General features: G+C 45.8%; 16 protein-coding genes. 14 read left to right on the forward strand and 2 right to left on the reverse strand.

What is annotated here, in order from left to right; all coding sequences use genetic code 11:
* From KH180_RS14220 to KH180_RS14230, 3 genes are all read left to right on the forward strand, one after another.
* A partial coding sequence (locus KH180_RS14220; protein ID WP_290761448.1) for an InlB B-repeat-containing protein occupies positions 1 to 835 on the forward strand: 835 nt, incomplete at its 5' end.
* A 159-nt stretch (positions 836 to 994) separates the two neighbouring features.
* Complete coding sequence (locus tag KH180_RS14225; protein WP_290761449.1) at positions 995 to 3,118, forward strand: putative bifunctional diguanylate cyclase/phosphodiesterase; 2,124 nt, start codon at positions 995 to 997, stop codon at positions 3,116 to 3,118.
* Between the two features lie 107 nt (positions 3,119 to 3,225).
* Entirely contained in the window at positions 3,226 to 3,441 is a 216-nt protein-coding gene (locus tag KH180_RS14230) for a hypothetical protein (protein WP_290761451.1), read from the forward strand.
* A 168-nt stretch (positions 3,442 to 3,609) separates the two neighbouring features.
* Here the strand turns inward: KH180_RS14230 and rpoN are convergent, their stop codons facing one another.
* Positions 3,610 to 4,878: an RNA polymerase factor sigma-54 gene (gene rpoN, locus KH180_RS14235; RefSeq protein ID WP_290761530.1), complete on the reverse strand. Its 1,269-nt coding sequence runs from the start codon at positions 4,876 to 4,878 to the stop codon at positions 3,610 to 3,612.
* Positions 4,879 to 4,941: 63 nt separating this feature from the next.
* Complete coding sequence (locus tag KH180_RS14240; RefSeq protein ID WP_290761453.1) at positions 4,942 to 5,364, reverse strand: PTS sugar transporter subunit IIA; 423 nt, start codon at positions 5,362 to 5,364, stop codon at positions 4,942 to 4,944.
* 176 nt (positions 5,365 to 5,540) lie between these two features.
* Here KH180_RS14240 and KH180_RS14245 point away from each other — a divergent pair, with 176 nt between their 5' ends.
* The 11 genes from KH180_RS14245 to KH180_RS14295 all read left to right on the forward strand — a co-directional run bounded on the left by KH180_RS14245 (position 5,541) and on the right by KH180_RS14295 (position 21,480).
* Positions 5,541 to 8,303: a sigma 54-interacting transcriptional regulator gene (locus KH180_RS14245; RefSeq protein ID WP_290761455.1), complete on the forward strand. Its 2,763-nt coding sequence runs from the start codon at positions 5,541 to 5,543 to the stop codon at positions 8,301 to 8,303.
* A 127-nt stretch (positions 8,304 to 8,430) separates the two neighbouring features.
* Positions 8,431 to 9,306: a class II fructose-bisphosphate aldolase gene (locus KH180_RS14250; protein WP_290761457.1), complete on the forward strand. Its 876-nt coding sequence runs from the start codon at positions 8,431 to 8,433 to the stop codon at positions 9,304 to 9,306.
* A gap of 5 nt (positions 9,307 to 9,311) precedes the next feature.
* The gene (locus KH180_RS14255; protein ID WP_290761459.1) at positions 9,312 to 10,157 is read left to right on the forward strand and encodes a sugar phosphate isomerase/epimerase family protein; all 846 of its coding nucleotides are present in this window, start codon (positions 9,312 to 9,314) and stop codon (positions 10,155 to 10,157) included.
* 17 nt (positions 10,158 to 10,174) lie between these two features.
* Positions 10,175 to 11,227, forward strand: a complete 1,053-nt coding sequence (locus KH180_RS14260) for a zinc-dependent alcohol dehydrogenase (RefSeq protein ID WP_290761461.1) — start codon at positions 10,175 to 10,177, stop codon at positions 11,225 to 11,227.
* A gap of 24 nt (positions 11,228 to 11,251) precedes the next feature.
* Positions 11,252 to 11,731: a PTS sugar transporter subunit IIB gene (locus KH180_RS14265; protein WP_290761463.1), complete on the forward strand. Its 480-nt coding sequence runs from the start codon at positions 11,252 to 11,254 to the stop codon at positions 11,729 to 11,731.
* Between the two features lie 15 nt (positions 11,732 to 11,746).
* A complete protein-coding gene (locus KH180_RS14270) occupies positions 11,747 to 12,517 on the forward strand; it encodes a PTS mannose/fructose/sorbose/N-acetylgalactosamine transporter subunit IIC (protein WP_290761465.1) in 771 nt (256 codons plus the stop codon).
* Positions 12,507 to 13,316: a PTS system mannose/fructose/sorbose family transporter subunit IID gene (locus KH180_RS14275; protein ID WP_290761467.1), complete on the forward strand. Its 810-nt coding sequence runs from the start codon at positions 12,507 to 12,509 to the stop codon at positions 13,314 to 13,316. The genes KH180_RS14270 and KH180_RS14275 overlap by 11 nt, the downstream gene beginning before the upstream one ends.
* Positions 13,317 to 13,328: 12 nt before the next feature.
* Entirely contained in the window at positions 13,329 to 14,519 is a 1,191-nt protein-coding gene (locus tag KH180_RS14280) for a mannitol dehydrogenase (RefSeq protein ID WP_290761468.1), read from the forward strand.
* A gap of 15 nt (positions 14,520 to 14,534) precedes the next feature.
* A complete protein-coding gene (locus KH180_RS14285) occupies positions 14,535 to 15,497 on the forward strand; it encodes an aldo/keto reductase (protein ID WP_290761470.1) in 963 nt (320 codons plus the stop codon).
* A gap of 27 nt (positions 15,498 to 15,524) precedes the next feature.
* Positions 15,525 to 15,788 (forward strand): HPr family phosphocarrier protein, encoded by a 264-nt coding sequence (locus KH180_RS14290; RefSeq protein WP_290761472.1) that lies wholly within the window; start codon positions 15,525 to 15,527, stop codon positions 15,786 to 15,788.
* A 313-nt stretch (positions 15,789 to 16,101) separates the two neighbouring features.
* Positions 16,102 to 21,480, forward strand: a complete 5,379-nt coding sequence (locus KH180_RS14295; protein ID WP_290761474.1) for an InlB B-repeat-containing protein — start codon at positions 16,102 to 16,104, stop codon at positions 21,478 to 21,480.
* Positions 21,481 to 21,511 lie beyond the last annotated feature (31 nt).

The following is a 21,511-nucleotide window of genomic DNA, read 5'->3' on the forward strand; positions in this document are numbered from 1 at the left end:
AAAGATCAATGAGGAAAAAACAGCAGGGAAAACAGGAGATTATCCGCTGACGATTGCAACTCCAAACGGAACCCAGATCACGATTCATGTATATCTGAGAGACCAGGGCAGCAGCCATAAGGAAGGAGAAAAGACTTCCAGCATTGGTGCCAACGGATTTACGAAACCGACAGGAGGAAAGCTTTTTACAGAGGATGAGATCAGGGAACTCTGCAAAGCCATGGGAAAGGATCTGTATGGGAATAATGAAGTGCCGTCAGTGGATGGAGAACAGCTTAAAAAGATCAACGATGCCAAGGACAACTATCGGACAGGGGAGTTTCCATTGACCTTTAGGCTGGAGGACGGAACGAAGACCACCGTTACCATAACGCTTACGGGAGTGCATAAAGTGACGTTCGATTCCGACGGAGGGGACTACCAGCCGGAACCCCAGATGATAAACGGAGGAGAAAAAGCATCACAGCCAAGGGATCCCAAAAGAGATGGATATACCTTTGAAGGCTGGTATTATATCGATGAAAATGGAAAAGAAGCCAGATGGGACTTTGATACACCGGTGAATGACAGTGTGAAACTGACAGCGAAGTGGAAACAGATACCCAAAGAGACTGGGACAGAAAAAAAGAAGCAGCCACCCGAAAAAGGGACGGAACAGGGAAGCGGAGGAAAGAAACAGACGCCGCAAAAGTGGAAATACAGAGAAGTCACAAAAGAAAACAGACAGAGAGCAGCGAGAACTGGTGATCATAAAGCCTTGTGGCCTCTTTTATGTCTGATGGGAGGATCAGCGCTTATGTGCACTCTACTCCTGTGGAAAAGGAAAACCAAATAGAGGATAAAAAAGGGGCCAAAACGACGGTTTTGGCCCTTTTTTTGACGGCATTAAGGGAAGGATGCCGGAGCAGAAACCTAACCTTTTCCGTAAATTTGTTCTCTTGAAAAGTAGGGAATAATGTATTGGAGCCTATGGAGTATGTGGGGAGGAAAATAAATGGGAGACGAAGACATGTGGAGCCGGATGATACTGGACAAGATGGATCATATGATTTATCTCACGGATATGGACAGTTACCAGCTTCTATACATTAATCAGTTCGGAAAACAGCTTTATAAGATCAATGACGACAAAGAGTATGCCGGTAAAATGTGCTATCAGGTTCTTCAGGGGAACGACAGCCCATGCAGTTTCTGCACCAACGCCCAGCTCAGAGAACATGGAGCCTATACGTGGCTTAATCACAATCAAATATTGGATGAGTACTTTGTTATCAAGGATAAGATGATTCAAAAAGACGGGAGGAATCTGAGGGTTGAAACAGCCTACAATGTGACCAGTACAGAGCAGCAGAAGAAAGAGCTGGAGAGCAAACTGATCAATGAAGAAACATTGATACGCTGCATAAAAACGCTGGAAGAAATCACTGATATGGAGACAGCAATCCATAAGCTTCTGGAGATCATAGCAAAATTTTATGACGGAGACTGTGCTTATATTTTTGAGGCAGATATAAAAAATCATGTTGTCAGGAAGACATATGAATGGTGTACGGAACAGGGAGGATGTTACAAAGACCAGACGATATCAGAGACAGGAGCAAAAAAGTGGATGGAACTGCTCCAATGCAGAGGCGGAGTTTTAATTACTGAAAACGACAGAGAGCTTGACAAAGAAAAGGAAGCATATGAGATCCTGAAACTGAGGAATGTTTCCAGTGTGGCTGCGGTGCCGCTGACGGAAAAACAAAGATTCACCGGATTTATAGGTGTTGACCATCCGAAGAATAATACTCAGGGGCTGCTCTTATTAAAATCCGTAGCGTCTTTTGTGCTGAATGATATTCAGAAACGGCGGATGATGAAAAAATTGGAGCAGATGAGCTATATAGACAATCTGACAGGCCTGGAAAACCGGAACAAGTATTTTCAGGTTCTGCAGGAACTGGAGGAATATCCGGCAAAAAATCTGGGAGTAGTGTTCCTGAATCTGAATGGCCTCAAGCTGATAAATGATTCTTACGGGCAGAAATACGGAGACCGGCTGATCTGTAATGCCGCTTCTGTGCTGTCCGGGATTTTTGAAGAGTATGTTTACCGGACCGGAGGGGACGAATTTGTGGTCCTGTGCCCTGGAATTTCAAGAGAAAAATTTGAATACAAGATGACAGAGTTAAGAAAAGAAACAGAGCATAATCAAGAGCTGAATGTCTCCATGGGAGCTGTATGGGATTCCGGGAAAAGAGGAATAAAGGAGCAGATAAGCTATGCGGAAGATTTGATGTATATAGAAAAGCAGTCATATTATAAGAAAACACTGAACGTGGAATATAACCGCAGATCGGCGATAGCAAAAAAATTGATAAGAGACGTTGAGAGAGGCCGGTTTGTGGTATATCTCCAGCCGAAAGTGGAGATAGAAACCGGACGGATCATAGGAGCAGAGGCTTTGGTGAGAAAAACACAGAAAAATGGGACCCTTATCATGCCAGATTCATTTATCCCGATCTATGAACTGGAAAATGTAATCAGCCATGTGGATCTGTTTGTTCTGGAAGAGGCCTGCCGGATTATCAGGCAGTGGGAACAGACTGCGGCTTCATCTTTGACAGTGTCTGTGAATCTCTCAAGGGTTACATTGATGGAAAAGGATATCGTAAACAGAATTCTGGATGTATGCCGCAGGTATCAAGTGGAGCCTTCTAAAATATGCATTGAGATCACGGAGAGTTCTTCCAAGATCCGGCTGGAAGAGCTGAGCCGGCTGGCAGGGGAGATTATAGAAGCAGGATTTAAAATATCTTTGGATGACTATGGAACTAAATACTCAAATCTGGCCATACTGTCGGCCATCGACTTTAATGAAATCAAGCTGGACAAAAGCCTGATCGAAGGACTGGAGACAAATGAAAAATCACAGGTTCTTGTCCGATATGTTATTTTAATGTGCAGGACACTGAATCACATGATTCCCATCGCAGAAGGAATTGAAACCGAAGGACAGATTGATATTCTTAAAAATCTGGGCTGCAGTTTTGGTCAGGGCTATTATTTTTCAAAACCAATATCAGTCAGTGAGTTCTTTCAAAGATATCTACGGGCAGAGGCAAAAGGCAGATAAGATGAGCTTTTATGATGTTCAAAAAGAGCGTGTGACACTGGTCAGAAAGAGTGGTAAAATATAGACAGGAAAACTTTGAGGGCAAACTAAGAGATGGGGTGACTGCCATGAAAAAATTAATCCGATACACCAACCGTTTCATGCGCCATGCAGACTGGAAGGATCTTGTAATGATCAAACTTTGTGCCTGCTCTGCCGGAGTTATGTGGGGGCTGGCGCTTCCGAAGAAGCTGCATAAAGCAGTGGTATTTGCGGTGACAACACTGTTTACAGTAACATTTCTGCCGGAGATCATGAAATTTTTCAAAGTCAACAGATTATAAGCGTATAAAAAACCATCCGGACAGAAGCGGCAGACGGCTTGTCCGGATGGTTTTTTTATTTCATAGGAAGTGCCTCCCATGAAATAAAAAACGCTCCGCGAGGATCGCACTGCGGCAATAAGGAATCATGTCGCCAAAGCGACCCGCCGCAAGCGGGATTCTATCTTGTTACAGTTCTTTTCTGTCATAAGTGCCTCTGATACCCAGCTGTTCTCTGTATTTGGCTACGGTCCTGCGTGAAATAGAGATTCCCTTTTCTTTCAGGAGCAGAGACAGTTTCTGGTCGCTGTATGGTTTTTTGGGATTCTCCAAGGACACCAGTTCCCTCAATAATTCCTTGATGCTGACCGCATTCATTGGGGTATCTGAAGCGGGGGAGGAGCCGGAAAACAAACATTTCATGGAGATAATACCGCAGGGAAACTGCAGGTACTTTCCTTTGATTCCCCGGCTGACGGTAGAGACATGCATGTGAATATCCTCTGCCACTTCGCTCATCGTCATAGGCTTTATACTTCCGTGATTTTTTAAAAATTCCGGCTGTCTCATAAGAATAGCCTCAGTAATCTTTATCAAGGTATTCCTGCGCTGTTCAATGCTTGCGATGAGAAATCTGCACCGCTCATATTTTTTTCGGAAATATTGTTTTAGTTCCGAGTCATTTGTTCCTCTGAGCATCCGTACATAGTAGTCATTCAGAGAATAATTCCCTATCCAGTCATCATTAAGGCGGATATCCCATTGATCTTCCTGATGTGTTACGATGATATCCGGAGTGATGTATTCAATTTTTTCTGTGGAAAATCCTTTAAGCGGTTTGGAATTAAGATTCCTGATCCATGCAATATTTTCCCGCACCTTGGCGGTGCTGATGTTCAGGCTTTTGGAGATAGTGCTGATGTGCCCCAGGGCAATATCATCCAGATGATTTTGAATGATCTTTTCCAAAACCGGAGTTTTTTGTCCGAGATGGTCAAGCTGACGAAGCAGATATTCCGGCAGGCTTCGGGAAAAAATACCCACCGGTTCCAGACCGGACAGAATTTCGTAGCATTTTTTGATCTCCCGTACAGGGATTGTGAGAAGGCCGGAAAGTTCTTTAAAAGGGACCCGGAAAAAACCGCCGGAATCCAGACAGTCAATCATAAACTTCATGGTCTGCCATTCTCCTTTTGTGTAATTATTTTGGTTTAACTGGTCCAGGAGATATGTTTTGATTCTGTCCGGAGTCTCTTCAGGAATATCAAAATCCCGCCTTTCCCATACAGCACAGCCAGAACCGGCAGGTGCATAGTCAAGAATGGGGTTCTCTATGTATTCATTCTGCAGAAAGTCAGACAGTTCCCCATTATCCAGTGACAGGATGTGTAGAGACTGGATTTGAGACTGGGACATCTTCTGCTTCTGATGAAGTTCCAGAGCAGAGCGGTAAGACACGTCCAAAAAATCTCCTCCTTTCTTTTCTCTGATTCTTAGATCAAAGCATTGTTTATGTACGCCCTAAAAAGTGTCACAGGCTTCATGAGCCTGGTCAAGCAGCAGGTTGCAGTAGCGGATCTGTTCTCTGGAGTTATTGATTGCTGTCTCTACGGCGGTTTTGGTATCTGCGGTGTTCAGAGAAGAGACCAGTTCAAACAGCAGAGGAAGATTGACTCCTGCTACCAGATGAATATTTTTTTCTGTCAGATATTTCATGAATTCATTGTTGACACTTCCGCCGAAAATATCGGTGGCGATGATCAGTTCTTCATCGGGACCAAGTCCTTCTATGATTTCCCTGACCGGGGTTTCCACTTCTGACATATTATCCGTATAGGCACAAAGTGTGGACACAGAGTCCTGCCTGCCGGTCACCAGTTCCATTGCATTTTTAATGCCTTCAGCAAATGTGCTGTGAGTTGCGATCAATAATCTTTTTTTCATGTTTGTCACCTCGTTGAATTTTAGTATGCTGTCTGGGCATAACACTGATTTACACTTGTATATAGAGCAAAAACTGTGCCAAGTAATAGTGTCAAAAGAGTGTATATTGACAAATGGCGGGAAGCTGGCATAATGAAACTAAATTGTACCGGACAAATGAGATGAGGGTGAGGGATATGATGAAGGAAGAATTGCTGTCATATATAAAGAAGCAGACGAAACAGATGGATTTTGACTGTGTGGATAAGTCTTGTACGGCAGATGAGATGTCGGGGATATTTCAGGTGAAAAGGAATACGGTGAGTCACTATCTCAATCAGGAAGTCGGGAAATCTCTGTTTAAGGTTAATACGAGACCGGTTCTGTTTTTTGATGCAGAAGTGTTTGCAGAACGTTTTTTTAAAGCAGAGAAATCTGTCTATGCAAGTCTGGATGAATTGTTTTTGGAGGATGCAGAAGGCGGGGAAGATGCGTACCAGTCAGAGGATCCTCTGGAAAGCATGATCGGAGCCAGGGGCAGTCTTAAGAAAGCCATTGAACAGATTAAGACCTCTGTGTTTTATCCGAACACAAGTCTGCCGGTGTTTCTCCATGGGGATACAGGGGCCGGAAAAAGCTATATGGCCAGGCAGATTTATGAGTTTTCTGTCCGCAGCAGGGTACTGCCGGAAGGAGCACCGTTTATCACGCTCAACTGCGCCCAGTATGCCAATAATGTGGAGCTTTTGTCCAGCAACCTGTTTGGATATGTAAAGGGTGCATTTACCGGTGCCTACGGGACATCCAAAGGTCTGCTGGAAGCTGCGGACGGAGGAATGCTGTTTTTGGACGAAGTACACCGGCTGAATCATGAGAGCCAGGAAAAGCTGTTTATTTTCCTGGATCAGGGGATTTTCCGCAGGATGGGAGAAAGCGAGGGATGGCACAAAGCAAACGTAAGGATTGTCATGGCGACCACGGAAGATCTGGGTTCCAACTTTTTAGATACTTTTTTGCGCCGGGTGCCGATTGTAGTAGAGATTCCTGGTCTTATGGAACGGGGATACCAGGAACGGCTGCAGTTTATTTACCGCTTTTTCATTCAGGAGAGCCAGGTGCTCGGGAGAGAATTTTCGGTTTCGGGGAATGTGCTGGATGCACTGGCCAGCCATGAATTTAAAGGCAATGTGGGAGAACTTCAGAATACGATCAAATACCTCTGCGCCACAACCTATGCAAAGAATAAGGAGAAAGAAAAGATCACCCTCAGGCTTGGAGATCTGCCGGATGAGATTATTTCAGAGATCGCCTTGAATGATGAGAGAAAAATAAAGAAAAGCCAGGAAATTCTGATCACACCGGAGTCTAAGCCGGAGACAGTTTCCGGTGCAGATACGGAAGAATCAATGCATTATCAGGAACTGTTTGTAAAGCTGGGGTCCATTTTTGAAGAATTCCGCAGCCAGGGATATGAGGCAGAGCAGTTTGAGAAACGCTGTTTCCATGCAGTCAGTGACATGCTGGACCGGCTGATCTGCCAGCAGAGCAAAGAGTCCGAGACTATGCTCATGCGCTATGTGATCGGAAGTGTGCATGAAGCTTTCCGGTATGTAGAATACAGTTCTAATGTCCGGTTTGGCGGTAATGTGCTCCACGCGGCAGCAGCATACTTCTTCTATTTGAACGGTCATCCCGCAGAATATGCGGCTGAGAAAAAAGTCTCTGCTGAGTTTCTCTCTTTTGCGGAGCATCATTATAAGCAGGAGACCCGGCTTGTAAAGAGGATGATGGATCTGCTGTCTGCAAAAATGGATTTAAATGTTACAGAGGCGGACCTTCTTCCCCTTGTCATTTATTTTAAAAGCCTGAATGTAAAGTCTCAGGAAGGCAGAACAAAGGCCATTATTTTAGCCCACGGATATGCTACCGCCAGCAGTATTGCCAATGTGGCCAACCGGCTTTTGGAAGAAACCGTTTTTGAGGCAGTGGATATGCCGATTGACAAGAAGATGGAAGACATCGTGTGCTGGATGAAGGAATATATTGAACTTCATGATCTGAGCAGCGGACTCTTGTTTCTTGTGGATACAGGTTCCCTGATGGATATCTATGAAGAACTCAGAGATATACTGAGGGTACCGGTTGCTGTTGTCAATAATATTTCCACTCAGATGGCGGTGAATGCAGGACAGATGGTGAAGCAGAAGTACCGGCTTGAGGACATTTTGTCCAGGCTGAAGAAATACAACCAGACTGAGTATCAAATGATCTATCCAAAAGTGGACAAGCAGAAAGTGATTTTGACCTGCTGCCTTACCGGGACCGGAACGGCAGAGCAGATTCGGGGGCTCATTGAAGACAGTATTCCATCCGATATTGATATCACCGTGGTCTCTTACGACTACGACCAGCTGAACAATCAGGCCACGGCGGATGCCCTTTTAGACGGATATGATATTCTGGGCGTTATCGGCACTGTAAATCCAAAACTTTCGGAAATTGAATTTATACCGCTTGAAGAGGTGGTGTCCGGGGAGGCAGACCGGAAGATGGAAAAGATTCTGTCTCCGGTCATATCTTCTGAGAGGATCCGTGAGATCAATGACCACCTTGTAAGAAACTTCTCTGTCCGTCAGCTGATCGGGTCTCTGACCATATTGGACACGGACAAGATTATGAATCATATTGAAGACTGTCTGAAAAAATATGAGATTATGGACGGCAGGCCGCTGTCAAACAGTACTAAGATCAATCTTTTTATTCATGTAGGATGTCTGGCGGAGCGTCTCATCAGGAGAAGTCCTATTGAAGATTATCCTGATATGGACGTATTTGAACAGGAGCGGACAGAGGAGATTGCAAAAATAAGAAATGCTTTTAGTGGGATAGAAGACACTTATAGTGTCAAAATCCCACTGTCCGAAATTGGATATATTTATGATATTATAAGCGGAATATAAGAAAAAAAGCCGTTTCCGGTGACTGAGGCAAAAGCGTGACACTAAGTTGGCACGCTTTTTGTTGTATAAATGGGCAGAAAGCAAAATTCATTACATTTATACGATCTGGAAAGGAGAAATACATACAATGATTATTTCAATGGGAGAAATGCTTGCCAAGGCAAAGAAGGAAGGCTATGGGGTGGCGGCTCCGAACGTATTCAACCGGGAGACCATCGAGGCATCTTTTCTGGCGGCAGGAAAACTGAAGGCACCGGTGATACTGGACGTAGCTTCTGTCCACGGTATTTATGAATGTGCGGATCTGGCAAGGTTTTATGCAGCGAGATACCCGGAAGTTCCGGCAGCGGTAAATCTGGATCACGGCGGCGCTTTTGAGAATATCATACAGGCCATTCATGCCGGATTCAGTTCCGTTATGATTGACCGTTCTACACTTCCTTATGAGGAAAATGTAAGGGAAGTAAAGGAAATCGTGAAAATAGCTCATGCTGTGGGAGTTTCTGTCGAGGCAGAGCTTGGACATGTGGGACAGGGTGACGAGTACGAGGAGACCAGAGATGCAGGACTTACGAAACTTGAGGAAGCACAGTCTTATGTTGAGGAGACCGGAATAGACTGTCTGGCTGTGGCTGTGGGTACTTCACATGGGGTGTATAAAGGAACTCCGCACCTGGAATTTGAACTTCTGTCTACTTTATCTAAAGAAATAGCAATTCCTCTCGTACTTCACGGAGGTTCCGGCACAGGTGACGACAACCTTGCCAAAGCAGTAAAAACAGGAATTCAGAAAGTGAACTTAAATACAGATTTAAGTGAAGCCGGAAAGAATGCACTGAGGAAGGCCCTTGCAAGCAGTGCACCGAAAAAGGACGCAAAGGCCGCCGGAGAGTTTGCACCAAAGAAAATGAACATGCAGCAGACCATTGCTGCGGGAGCGGAAGGATTCCAGGAGGTGCTGGAACATTACATGCGGCTGTTTGATTCACAGAACCGATGGTAGAGACTATGGAGCTCATCGGGAGGGAACAGCCTGCTCCCATGAATCATATTTTCCGGTTTTATGAGCTTAGAGACTATCTGAGAGCGGCAGCCGAGACCGGATATGAGAGCATTGACCTTTGGACATGCGGAGCCCATTATTTTGTGGATGCCCATACATATGAAGAAACAAAAAAACTGAAAAATATGCTGCGGGACTATGGACTTAGAGCAGTCAGCATAACGCCGGAACAGTCCTGTCCAAAGCCTTTTCATATGGCAGCGAAACGGCCGGAGGTCAGGCAGAAAACAGAATATTATTTTAAGCATATGATTCAGGCTGCATCAGAGCTTGAATGCGGCAGAGTACTCATTACGTCCGGATGGCAGTTCTTTTCGGAAGAAAGGGAGGAGGCATTGAAGAGGAGCGAAGAAATGGCCGGGGAACTCTGCAGGTTTGCAGAAAGCTATGATGTATGCCTGACCATGGAGACCTTGTCTTCAAAGAGTACAAGACTCTGCAATACCATAACAGATTTAAAACGAATGATGAAGGCTGTAAACTCCAGGCAGTTCGGGGTAACCGCAGATATCCATACGATCCATAATGCAGGGGAATCCCTGCAGGACTGGTTTGACACATTTGGGGACCGGATAAACCTGGTGCATTTTATGGACTACAGAGACGGAGTTTTTACACACCTGAAGTGGGGTGACGGGACCTGTGATCTTAAAGAGACTTTAAAACTTCTGGACAGGAACGGCTATTGCGGGCCTCTGATTCTGGAATATACGGACAGCCGGTATTTTGAAGATCCGGTTTCAGTCTATATGGATACTATGAAGAAATTGAAACCATATATCAGGAAATAGAGAAAGAGGTAAGAGAGATGGCAAAAACAGAGACGACAAGATTTGCAGTGATCGAGCAGGAGAGAGTGGTAAAGGTGCATGAACGGAAACTTCCGGAACTTAAGCCGGATGAAGTGCTGATTAAAAACGGGGCATGCAATATCTGTACCACAGATTACGGACAGTGGACCGGTGCCAGAAAGAATCTGAAGTTTCCTATGGCGTTCGGGCATGAATTCAGCGGGACTATTGCAGGCATGGGACCGGAGGTAAAGGGATTTGAGATCGGAGAAGCAGTGGGCATCGGCTATGACAACTGCGGAGAGTGTGAATTTTGTCAAAAAGGCCTGACCAGTGAGTGTGTGACCTTAGGGGAGGGCAGGAACAAACTTTCACCGGACGGCTATCACGGAGGATTCGGATGCTCTGAGTATGTGATCAAGCCGTACCGCTCACTGTTTAAGATGGACCCCTCTGTCGATCCTTCTGAGGCGGCATTTGTGGAACCGGTGGGAACAGTCTGCCAGGGACTGCGCAAATTACGGGTGTCAGCGGGAGAAAAAGTGGTGGTCATCGGAGCAGGGACTATGGGAGTTTTGAATGCACTGGCCTTGAAAGCAGAAGGATGTGACGTGCTCATCACAGAGATGATGGAGAAAAAGCTTAAGACTGCAGAGGCTCTGGGTCTGCATGTAGTGGATGTATCCAAAGATGATCCGGTAGAAAAAGTAAAGGAATGGACGGATGGACGGGGTGCCGATGCAGTGATTCTGGCAGTGGGGGCCACAGCCGCCAATGATCAGGCCATTGAAATGGTGAAGCATCTGCACGGAAGGATTCTCTTATTTGCAGCAGGATATCCGGCTCCCGAACTGCACGCTGATTCAAATTTGATCCATTACAGAAAAATGGAATTAATCGGTACATTTTCAGCAGATCTCTGTGACTTTAAGAAGGCAGCAGAGCTGATCAGCCAAAAGAAAATTGACCTGTCAAAGCTTGTAGAAGCAAAATATCCCCTGGATCAGGTAGAGGAAGCGTTTGAGGCTGCTGTTGTCCCTGGGGCATACAGGGTCAGCGTAGTGTTTTAAGAAAAATAAAAGGAGGAATTACCTATGATTAAAAAGCTGAGAGTCGATTACCGTCTGGTTCATGGACAAGTGGCGATCTCCTGGTCCAGAGCACTTGGAGTGGACTGTATCCTGGTAGCCAATGACGAGGTGGCAAAAGATGAGATGCGCCAGTCTATGCTGCGTATTTCCAAACCCCAGGGAATCAAACTGGTTATCAAATCTATGGAAGATTCGATCAAAGCCATCAAGTCCGGGGTAACCGATAAATACAAATTATTTATTGTAGTCAATAACGTAAAGGACGTGGAACGGCTGACGGATGCCATTCCCGAGATCAATGACGTGAACCTGGGAGTACTTCCGGCAGTGGAGGGAAGCAGAGCGCTGAGCAAGGCGATCAACGTGACCGGAGATGACACACAAACTTTGAAACGCCTGCTTGGCAAAGGCATCCGCATGGAGATTCAGCAGGTGCCTACAGAAACCGCTGTAAAAGTTACGGAAAAATTGTTGGAGAGTTAGAAGGGAGAGAGGAATATGTTAACAAAAGCGCTGCTTGTGGGGCTGATTTTAGGCCTCTGTAAAATGGAATATTTTTTCGGGTACTGCATGATCTGCCGTCCTATTGTTATTTCCACGCTGACCGGATTAGTCCTCGGGGACCCGGTGCAGGGCGTGATCCTTGGAAGCGTCTTGGAGCTTATGTTCATCGGTTCTTTTCCCATCGGTGCAGCTGTCAGCCCCGACTACGGTTCTGCAGGGGCGATCTGTACAGCCTTTGCGATTATAACAACCGGCGGCAAGGCAGTTGCCACAACCCTAGCAGTGCCCATTGCTCTGCTGGGGGGCTTTATTTTCATCGGTTGTAAGCTGATGAATGCAGCATTCGGACAGATCATGATGAAAAAGATTGAGAAGGACAGCACAAAAGCTGCCGGGAGAATCTATCTTTTTGGTGCATTTTTCACCAGCTTTGTTGTTTATTTTCTATATGGTTTTCTGTCCATCTATGCAGGAAGCACTGCAGTGCAGGCGGCAGTCAATGCCATTCCCAAAGTGGTTATCAACGGGCTTGCCTCCGCAGCCAATCTGCTGCCGGCCATCGGTTTTGCCCTGCTTCTTAAGATGATTATCAGCAAAAAGATGGCGCCGTATTTCTTTGTAGGATTTATGCTGGCTGCATATTTAAATCTGCCAACCATTGCGGTTACGCTGTTTGCAGTTATGCTGGTGCTTATCATTTTATCAAACCAGAAACAAACGCCGGAGACGGCAGAAGCTTATGGAGGTGACGAAAATGAGTTCTAAATTAAACAAAAAAGATTTAAAACAGATTTTTATCCGATATCTTGCCTTAAATGCCATGAACGATTACCCGGGACAGATGCACAATGGCTATACCTACAGCCTCATGCCGGCTATTGACAAGATCTACGACAAAAAAGAAGATCGGATTGAAGCGAAAAAACGTCACATGGAATACTTTAATATCACACCGAATATAGCAGGATTTGCACTGGGAATCTCTGCAGCCATGGAGGAGGAAAATGCAAAAAATCCAGACTTTGATGCCACCAGTATTAATGCGGTAAAGACTGGTCTCATGGGTCCCTTATCTGCCATAGGAGACACCCTGTTCCCTTCTACTTTAAGGATTCTTGCCACATCCCTTGTCATCGGCATGGCTGCGGGGGGAAATGTGATGGCTCCGGTATTGTTCCTTCTGATGTACAACATTCCGAACCTGCTGGCCCGCTGGTACAGTTTAAAATACGGGTACAGCATGGGAACAGAATTTCTGCTGAAATCCGAAAAATCCGGAATCATGGATAAAGTATCCTATGCCTGCTCTGTGGTAGGCCTCATGGCTATTGGGGCGATGATCGTGGCTACAGTCAACGTATCCACCCCGATCACCATCGGAGATGTAAAAAACGGCGGGATGGCACTTCAGGCCACATTGGACAGCATTATGCCGAAGATCCTCTCCCTTGGCCTTGTAGGCACCATTTACTGGCTGCTCGGAAAAGGAGTAAAGGTTGTGCCTCTGCTGATCGGAACCATGGCAGTGGGAGTCGTCTTATTTGCTCTGGGAATCATCGCATAGGAGGCCTTGAAATTGAAGAAACAGGAAAAAGAACTGCTGGTGATAGGTGCAGGAAATATTGGCCGGGGTGTTATCGGAGGATTGTTTTATGAATCCGGTTATCATCTGTATTTATATGACATCATGGCAGAACGGATGAAACAGCTGAAAGAGCAGGGCACCTATCGGATCGAAAGAGTCGGGACAGAGGAGAAACGGCGTGTGCTGGTGAAAGACTTTGATGTACTGGACTGTACAGACGAAAAAGATCTGGTCCGGCACATGGAACAAGTTGACCTAATCGCCTGCTGTGTGTATGAAGGTGCATTTGAGAGTATTGCCGGGAATCTGGCCCAGGCCGTAAAAGCCAGATCCCAAAAGAACGCAGGAAACCTGAATATCCTGCTCTGTGTCAATGCCCTGGGAGCACCTGACTTTTTTGAAAGGCGTATGGGGGAACTGTTGGAGGATGATCAGAAAGCAATGGCATATCTGAGAGAAAAGACAGGAATCTGCCAGGTCATGGTTGGCATGGCAGCGATGCCTTCTTCAAAAGAGCTTATGGAAGAGGATCCATTTGCCGTCACAACCAAACTGGACGGACATATCGGCATTGATGCAGAAGCCTTTAAGGGACAATTTCCTAAAGCAAAACAGGTGGAAAAGGCAGAAAAAGCCAAAGCCCAGATTTACCGCAAGGTATATACAGGCAACATGAAGCACTGTATGACCGCATTTCTTGGGAAAGCCAGGGGATGTACTTATATCGCGGACACTTATGACGATCCATGGATAGAAGAATGCATTACCGGTGCTTTTTATGAAGCGGAAGAAGCAGTATCAAGAGAATACGGCTTTACACAAAAAGAACGGGATGAATGGGTGGATTTTATCATGAATGCACCGAAAAACCGGAATTTAAAGGATGAGATAAGCCGGGTTGCTGCAGGACCTAAGGGAAAGCTTGCAAGAGAAAATCGTTTTACAGGCCCTGCCCTGCTTTGCATGAAGCACCGGATTCTTCCCTTTTATCTGGCAAAGGGTATTGCCTATGGATTCCTCTACCGGGAGGAAGCAGATCCGGAGAGTACAGAAATCACGGATTTTGTAAAAGAACACGGCATCAGAGAAGCCGCAATAAAATACTGCGGGCTTTTGCCAGAGGAATGGGAGATTTTGGATCTTATTGAAGCTCAGTATAAGGAAGCATTAAAACAGAGGTAAGTTCAGGAGGAAAATATGAGATATAAACATTTTAAAAATGCAGGCGTGGATGTATCAGCACTGACTGTAGGAACATGGGGTATCGGCGGGGCTAATTCCGCAGGGGTCAGCTGGGGAGACGTGGACACAAAGGAATCCATTGCGGCAGTGCGCCGCATGGTGGAAAACGGAGTCAACATGGTAGACACGGCACCGGTTTATGGAGAAGGACATTCGGAGGAAGTTGTCGGGGAAGCTTTAAAAGGAATTCGTGACAAGGTGTTTCTGACAACCAAATTCGGTACTTACATCAATCATTTTACAGGAACATCAGTGAGAGACTGCAAATATAATTCTGTGGAGAGGGAGATTGACGAATCATTAAAGCGGCTTCAGACTGATTATATTGACTTCTACGTGATGCACTGGCCGGATGTAAATACACCGGTGGAAGAGACTATGGCAGCAGTAAACATGCTCAAGGAAAAGGGGAAGATCCGTTTCATCGGTATGTCCAATTCTCCTAAGGAACTGATTATGGAAGCTCAGAAGTATGCAAAGATCGATGTGATCCAGCCGCCGTTTTCTATGGTCAATCAGTCAGAAAGGGAACTTATGGAGTGGGCAGAATCCCAGGGTATCGGAACTATGACCTACGGTTCTCTGGGAGCAGGAATTCTGACAGGAGCTATCAGAGAGTGTCCGGACTACGATCCAAAAGATATGCGTCTTGTGTTCTACCCGTTTTTCAAAGAACCGGAGTTCTCAAAGATCATGGAACTGTTAAAAACGCTGGATGCCATTGCGGAAGAACACGGGAAGCCGGTAGCGCAGGTATCTATTAACTGGAGTACACAGAAAAGTTTTGTGGGCACGGCACTGACCGGCGTCACAAATCCACAGCAGGCAGATGAAAACTGCAGTGCTTTTGACTGGGAGCTTACCAGTGAAGAGACTGCACGGATCGACTGTGAGATCAAGAGACTTGGCATTGGTTAACATTTACCGGGAAACAGATGAAAAGAGGTGATCCTGCTGAGAAAAAAAGTTACGGTCCGAAACAGCAGCGGCATTCACATACGGACAGCGGCAGAGCTTGCAAATCTGTGTGAAAAAATACCGGGGGAAGTAAAAGTATTGTGGATGGGCCATATATACGACGGGAAAAGTATTATGGAGCTTCTTGATGCCAGAATCCGTAAGGGAGATGAGATTACCATCGAAGTTACAGGCGGCGAAGAAGAAAAGGCTGTCAGAAAAATAGAAGAATGTATCCTTCATTGGAAATAGGGGAGGGCAGATGCTGCAGAAGGCAGGCATCTGCTCTTCCTTTTTTGTACAAAAGTGAGAGGTGGGATTCCCCATATTGTTTTATTGTAGTTTGACATATTATTTGACACATTTTCAATTAAATCTATGTTTGTATAAATAGAGAAATAACTGTATAAAAAAGGAGAATATTATCAGTATCTAAAGAAAAAATCATCGAATTAGACAGACTATTTGACAGTATATCATTGATTTTAAATACATTGGTGCTATAATAATTTTTATAAGGATTTGTGAGGAGTTCAATAAATATAAACAATCTAGGGGGATCAGGATGAAGAAAAAAATTGCAGCCGTCGCTGCCTTTTTTCTTGGTTTTGTCATGCTTATGCAGGGACAGGTATATCAAGTAAAAGCGGCAGTAGACTGGCCAGGTTATCTCGCTCAAAATTGGCAGAAGTGTGAGGAAAAGTTCAACAGCTATGACAGGTCCACGGGCCTGACTCCATGGGACGGTGCGTCAGTACAGCCCACGGAATCAGATGCTGACGGCAAGTTAAAGATTTATACGCCGTCTCAGTTTCGGTGGGCTATGGAACAGAACCGAAGCTGTATATTGATGAATGATCTGGATATGGGAGGAAATCAGTCAGTTCCGAAAAACTGGACGCCGGTCAACAGTACGGTTAATAAGGAATTTATTATTGATGGAAATCAGAAGACTGTCTATAATCTCTACATAAACGGAGGCGCAAGCCAGGGACTGTTCGGCACTGTACAGAATACCGGTTTTGAGATGAAAGACCTTACGTTCAGGTATGCAAATATTTATGCCAGCGGACAAAGGTCTTCCGTTATTGTCGGACATCTTATGGCAGGAAAGCTGTATCACTGTGCGGTGGAAGATTCAAAGCTTAAAGGACTGAATTTTGTCGGTGCAATTGCCACCGGATGGCAGTCAGGTGACCAGTCCAATAATTTCAGCAGTCCTCAGACGATCATCGATCAGTGCCATACAAAAAATGTGTTTACTTACGGTACAAGCTGTGTTGGGAACTTTATGGGACCTATACAGAATGCCAGAATCACTAACAGCTATGCAATCGATGGAATCACAGTATCTACAGCGGGACATTCCGGAGGGTTCGTATCCTGTCCGAGCAGGACCTGGGCAGAAAACTGTTTTTCCAATATTACAATGTACGGAAACACGACTACCAGCTTGTTTGTAGGAGTTCCCCATTACAGCAATCATTTTGAAAAATGTTACTCAGCAGGAGTTGTGGAGGGCCAGAGCGGGATCGGAGGTTTTGCCGGTGCAGTTGATATGTCTGCGCATTCAGATTTTGTAAACTGTTATTCCACATCTATGGTTGGTATGCTCTACGGAGGGGCAAACATGGGAGGATTTGCCGGAAATGCCGGTGTAGAAATGGCTTTCCAGAACTGCTATTCAGCAGGGGAAGTAGGGTCTCTTGAGACAACCACGGCAACCCCGTCAGTAGAAGGCTTTGCAGGAGCTGGAGGAACGTTTACCAACTGCAGCTATGACAAGCAGACCTCTGCCATGAGAGAAAAAGGTGTGAGAGGGAACATATCCGGACGGCTGACAAAAGATATGGTCGGAACGGAAGTGACCTGGCTGGATGACAGTATTTGGTCAAAGAGGGACGGAGTCTATCCGCAGCTGAAATCATTTACCCAGCCGGATACCTTTGATTATGAGGAAGACAAACTGAGGGCAAAAGCGTATTCTATGGCTTCTGTCTGTACTTCCAGTCTGTCCTATGATAAAACTAATGAAGCCACATATGATACAGTGAGGAACATCGTTTATCTGTTCCCGCTGTCCAACAATGTTTCAGTGAAGGATAATACCTTTGATATCAAATGGACGGCCCGGGATATCACCAGTAGCGTTGTAGGAAATAATGATATTCAGGTTATCTCGTTAAGCGAATATCCAAACTATGCGGTGAGCAATCTTGCACCGGGCATCGGCTGGCTGGATGTTGAGGCAGAATATACGGACCCGGATAACGGATCGAAGATGATCGGAAGGCGTGCTATGCGTCTTGTGCCGACCACCACTCTTTCGGTGGCAACCGATGCGGGAGTGGATCACGTGCGTTATGTGGGACTGGACAAGGGCTACGATCACAAAGAGGGAGTCAGCTTTTCCAAAGGGTCTGCTCTGGATCTGGAAAGCGGGAAGCTTGTGACTCAGAACTATCCGGACACCGAAGATTTTATTGATGTGGACCTGGGAAGCAGCAACCCGAATACCCAGGTGGGCGGTACCGTTACTGTGGAAGTCGTGAAAGATAAAGGTACGGATAAGGAGCAGAAAATAGATCTGACTCTGGATACGTGGAAGGATCTCTTCAATGAAAACCGGGATATTACCGAGGATGATAAAGGAATCTATACATTCACTTACAAGTGGTCTCCTGACGGAGCCAGCGGCAACAGTCTGGTCAGCACGAAAACGCTTACGATCAGAGACCCTCTTGTTGTGACATACCGTTATAACGACGGAGTCCATGATGATACAGAGGATGCCTTCGATACAAAAGATAAACTGCGGATTAATGATACGGTAGGAACTCTGCCGTCCGGCAATCCGACCAAAACAGGGCATACTTTTGAAGGCTGGGCATCAAAAAGTGATGCCGCTGCAGCAGATTTTACGGCAGATACAAAAGTCAAAGATTCTATGGATGTATACGCAGTCTGGAAAGCAATCCCTTATCAGGTTTCTGCTGTGAAAACAGGAAGAGGAACCATAAGCGGCAGCGGAACCTATGATTACGGCACTGATGCAAAAGTCACCTGGAAAGCAGAAGCAGGATATCATGTGAAGCATGTATTTGTTGACGGGGTCATCCGGGATGACCTGTCTAAGGCAGGCCAGATTACGTTTGCAGACATTGCGGACAACCATACGGTATATGTGGAATTTGAAGCAGGGGAGGCAAGCCCTGACCTTGAGCATTACCAGATTATAACAAAGAAAACCGGAGGCAGCGGAGCCTGTTTCCTGACGGACTCTGCATCTGTCAAAAAGGGTGAGAACCGCGAGGTTTCATGGAAGGCAGCAGACGGTTATGAAGTGACGGAAGTCATTGTAGACGGTATCCGCCAGGACGTAAAGAATGAAGGAAGCATTAAGTTCAGCGGCATTAATAAAGACCATGTGGTGGAAGTGGTATTCCGCAAAACAGGCGGGGGAGAAGACATCTACGTGGATCCTAACTATGCAGAGATTAAGACATCAAAAGAAGGAAACGGTTCCATTGATTCCAGTGTTTCTGTTGAGAAAGGAAAGGATCAGACGATCACTTGGCATGCAGCTCAGGGAAGCCATGTAAAACAGGTGCTGGTTGACGGAAAAGACCGGTCAGATCTCATAGCAAGCGGCCAGATTACATTCCAGGATATCAGCAAAGACCATACAGTAGAAGTGATCTTTGAACCAGATTCCGGAACGGTTTCGGACCCTCAATACAAAATAGAGACTGAGATTTTGGGCGGACCCGGCAATATTACGCCGTCTGCCGAGGTGAAGCAGGGGGAGAACTACACAGTACAGTGGGATATAACAGCTGCCGGCCAGAAATACAAGGTAAAAAATGTTTATGTGGACGGAGAAAAGAAAGACATTCCGGGCGGACAGACCTCATTTGACAATATTACTGCTGACCACAATGTCACGGTAGTTCTTGAGCCGAATCTTTTCAGGATTGATTCATCAAAAGAAGGCGAGGGGCGGATCGATCCCGGCAAAACAGTATTTTACGGAGATTCCTGTACGATTACCTATGAACCGGCCGCCGGCTGGAGCCTGAAAGAGGTTATAATAGACGGGGTTTCCAGTACAGATGCATCAGTGACATTTAATGATATTAAAAATGACCATAAGGTGCATGCAGTCTTTGAAAAAATCGGCGGAACAGCTGATGACAGCAAAAAGTTTAATGTTTCCACGGTACTGGAAGGGGGAACCGGAAGCATTACACCTGGAGCAGTCCTCTCAGACGGCAGTGACTACACAGTGGAATGGGAGATAGAGGACGGATTTGAGATTGAATCTGTCACAGTAAAAGTGGGCGGAGTTGAAAAGACCAGCCTTGTCACAGGAAATAAAGTAGACTTTAATGATATTTCTGATGACAGCCAGGTACATGTAAAACTGAGGCCGTCAGGAACAAAGGGCGGAACCCCTTCTGATGACAGCCAAGCAGCTTATGTAGTGGAGACAAGCATCACCGGAGGACCCGGAACCATTACTCCGACTCTGGTCAATCTGCCGGAAAAGAGCAGCCCTCAGGTTGCATGGAGCCCCGGAAACGGAACTGTTGTAAAAGCAGTTTACGTGGATGGAGTCATCCGGGATGACCTTCTTGGAAAAAATGGGCTTACATTCCCTGAGATCACCCGGAACCATAAAGTTGAAGTCATCTTAGGAGACAGTTCTTCCGGAAGCACAGGAAACAAAGATTCTTACCAGATCAGCACATCCCAGAGCGGCGGGGGACAGGTATCTGACAGTTCTTCTGTTAAAAAGGGTGAGGACCATACAGTAAACTTTAAGCCGGAGCCAGGTTATCATGTCGGCAAGGTAGTGGTAGACGGTGTCCAGAGAGATGATCTTAAGGATGCCGGAAGCATCCGGTTTGAAGGGGTGGCTTCTGACCACACAGTTTATGTTGAATTCGTAAAGAATGACGGAGGAACAGCCGGTAAACAGTTTGATATTTCTACTTCCATCGGAGGAGGAGAAGGTACCATTTCTCCGTCTTCTAAGGTAGATGCGGGTACAAGCAAAGAGGTACAGTGGAAGCCGAAAGAAGGATATGAGGTTTCAGCCGTTATCATAGACGGGGTTGTCCGGGATGACCTGAAAGATAAAGGAAAGATCGTATTTAACGGAGTGGATAAGAACCATTCTGTAGAAGTCCTGTATAAAAAGAAGGGCAGCAGTACACAGAAGGATCCTGATTATGTGGAGATCAGGACATCCAGGGAAGGCAAGGGAACCATCAGTGATTCTGTTGTCATTGACCGGGGAGACAGTCATACAGTTACATGGAAGCCGGCACCGGGCTATAAAGTAGCCGGGGTCATCATAGACGGCGCCAATGCTGACAGTCTTGCAGATGCGGGCAAAGTGACCTTTAAAGACGCGGCATCTAATCACCATGTCCATGTAATCTTTGTCCGGGAAGACGGGACAGAAACCGGACCTACATATCAAGTTGATACTTCTGTCTCCGGCGGAAAAGGAAGCATCAGCGCAGGAGGAGATGTGGAGAAGGGCGGCCATTATCAGGTTGTCTGGAAGCCTGCCAAAGGATATGAAGTACAGAAGGTCATTGTGGACGGCGTAGAGCGGAAAGATCTTAAGAATGCAGGTAAAATAGACTTTAATAATGTAAATGCCGACCATACGGTAGAGGTTGTGTACCGGAAAGAACAGAAAAACAGTGAAAGCCCTGCAGATGATCCGGCAAAAGGCAAAAACAAAAAGAAAGAAGATGAAGACAGCGGCAGATATCATGCAGGCGGTTCAAAAGAAAAATCCAACCGGGTTCTCAGAAAAGGCGTAGCCGAAACGGGAGATGAAGCCCGGGGTGCAGCGGAACTGATTCTTCTTGCTGCATCTGCAGGAGTGCTGTATACGATTTTCAGGAAAAAATATAAAGCTAAATAAGAATTGTATCATTAAATAAAAAAGAGAATGC

It is taken from the genome of Anaerostipes sp. (assembly GCF_018381315.1).
Taxonomy (GTDB): domain Bacteria; phylum Bacillota; class Clostridia; order Lachnospirales; family Lachnospiraceae; genus Anaerostipes.

Coding starts and splice junctions, on each gene's coding strand:
- KH180_RS14275 (WP_290761467.1), top strand. CDS start 12,507: ATGAGTTCTAAATTAAACAAAAAAGATTTAAAACAGATTTTTATCCGA.
- KH180_RS14245 (WP_290761455.1), top strand. CDS start 5,541: ATGATGAAGGAAGAATTGCTGTCATATATAAAGAAGCAGACGAAACAG.
- KH180_RS14230 (WP_290761451.1), top strand. CDS start 3,226: ATGAAAAAATTAATCCGATACACCAACCGTTTCATGCGCCATGCAGAC.
- KH180_RS14270 (WP_290761465.1), top strand. CDS start 11,747: ATGTTAACAAAAGCGCTGCTTGTGGGGCTGATTTTAGGCCTCTGTAAA.
- KH180_RS14250 (WP_290761457.1), top strand. CDS start 8,431: ATGATTATTTCAATGGGAGAAATGCTTGCCAAGGCAAAGAAGGAAGGC.
- KH180_RS14240 (WP_290761453.1), bottom strand. CDS start 5,364: ATGAAAAAAAGATTATTGATCGCAACTCACAGCACATTTGCTGAAGGC.
- KH180_RS14285 (WP_290761470.1), top strand. CDS start 14,535: ATGAGATATAAACATTTTAAAAATGCAGGCGTGGATGTATCAGCACTG.
- KH180_RS14260 (WP_290761461.1), top strand. CDS start 10,175: ATGGCAAAAACAGAGACGACAAGATTTGCAGTGATCGAGCAGGAGAGA.
- KH180_RS14265 (WP_290761463.1), top strand. CDS start 11,252: ATGATTAAAAAGCTGAGAGTCGATTACCGTCTGGTTCATGGACAAGTG.
- KH180_RS14225 (WP_290761449.1), top strand. CDS start 995: ATGGGAGACGAAGACATGTGGAGCCGGATGATACTGGACAAGATGGAT.
- KH180_RS14255 (WP_290761459.1), top strand. CDS start 9,312: ATGGAGCTCATCGGGAGGGAACAGCCTGCTCCCATGAATCATATTTTC.
- KH180_RS14295 (WP_290761474.1), top strand. CDS start 16,102: ATGAAGAAAAAAATTGCAGCCGTCGCTGCCTTTTTTCTTGGTTTTGTC.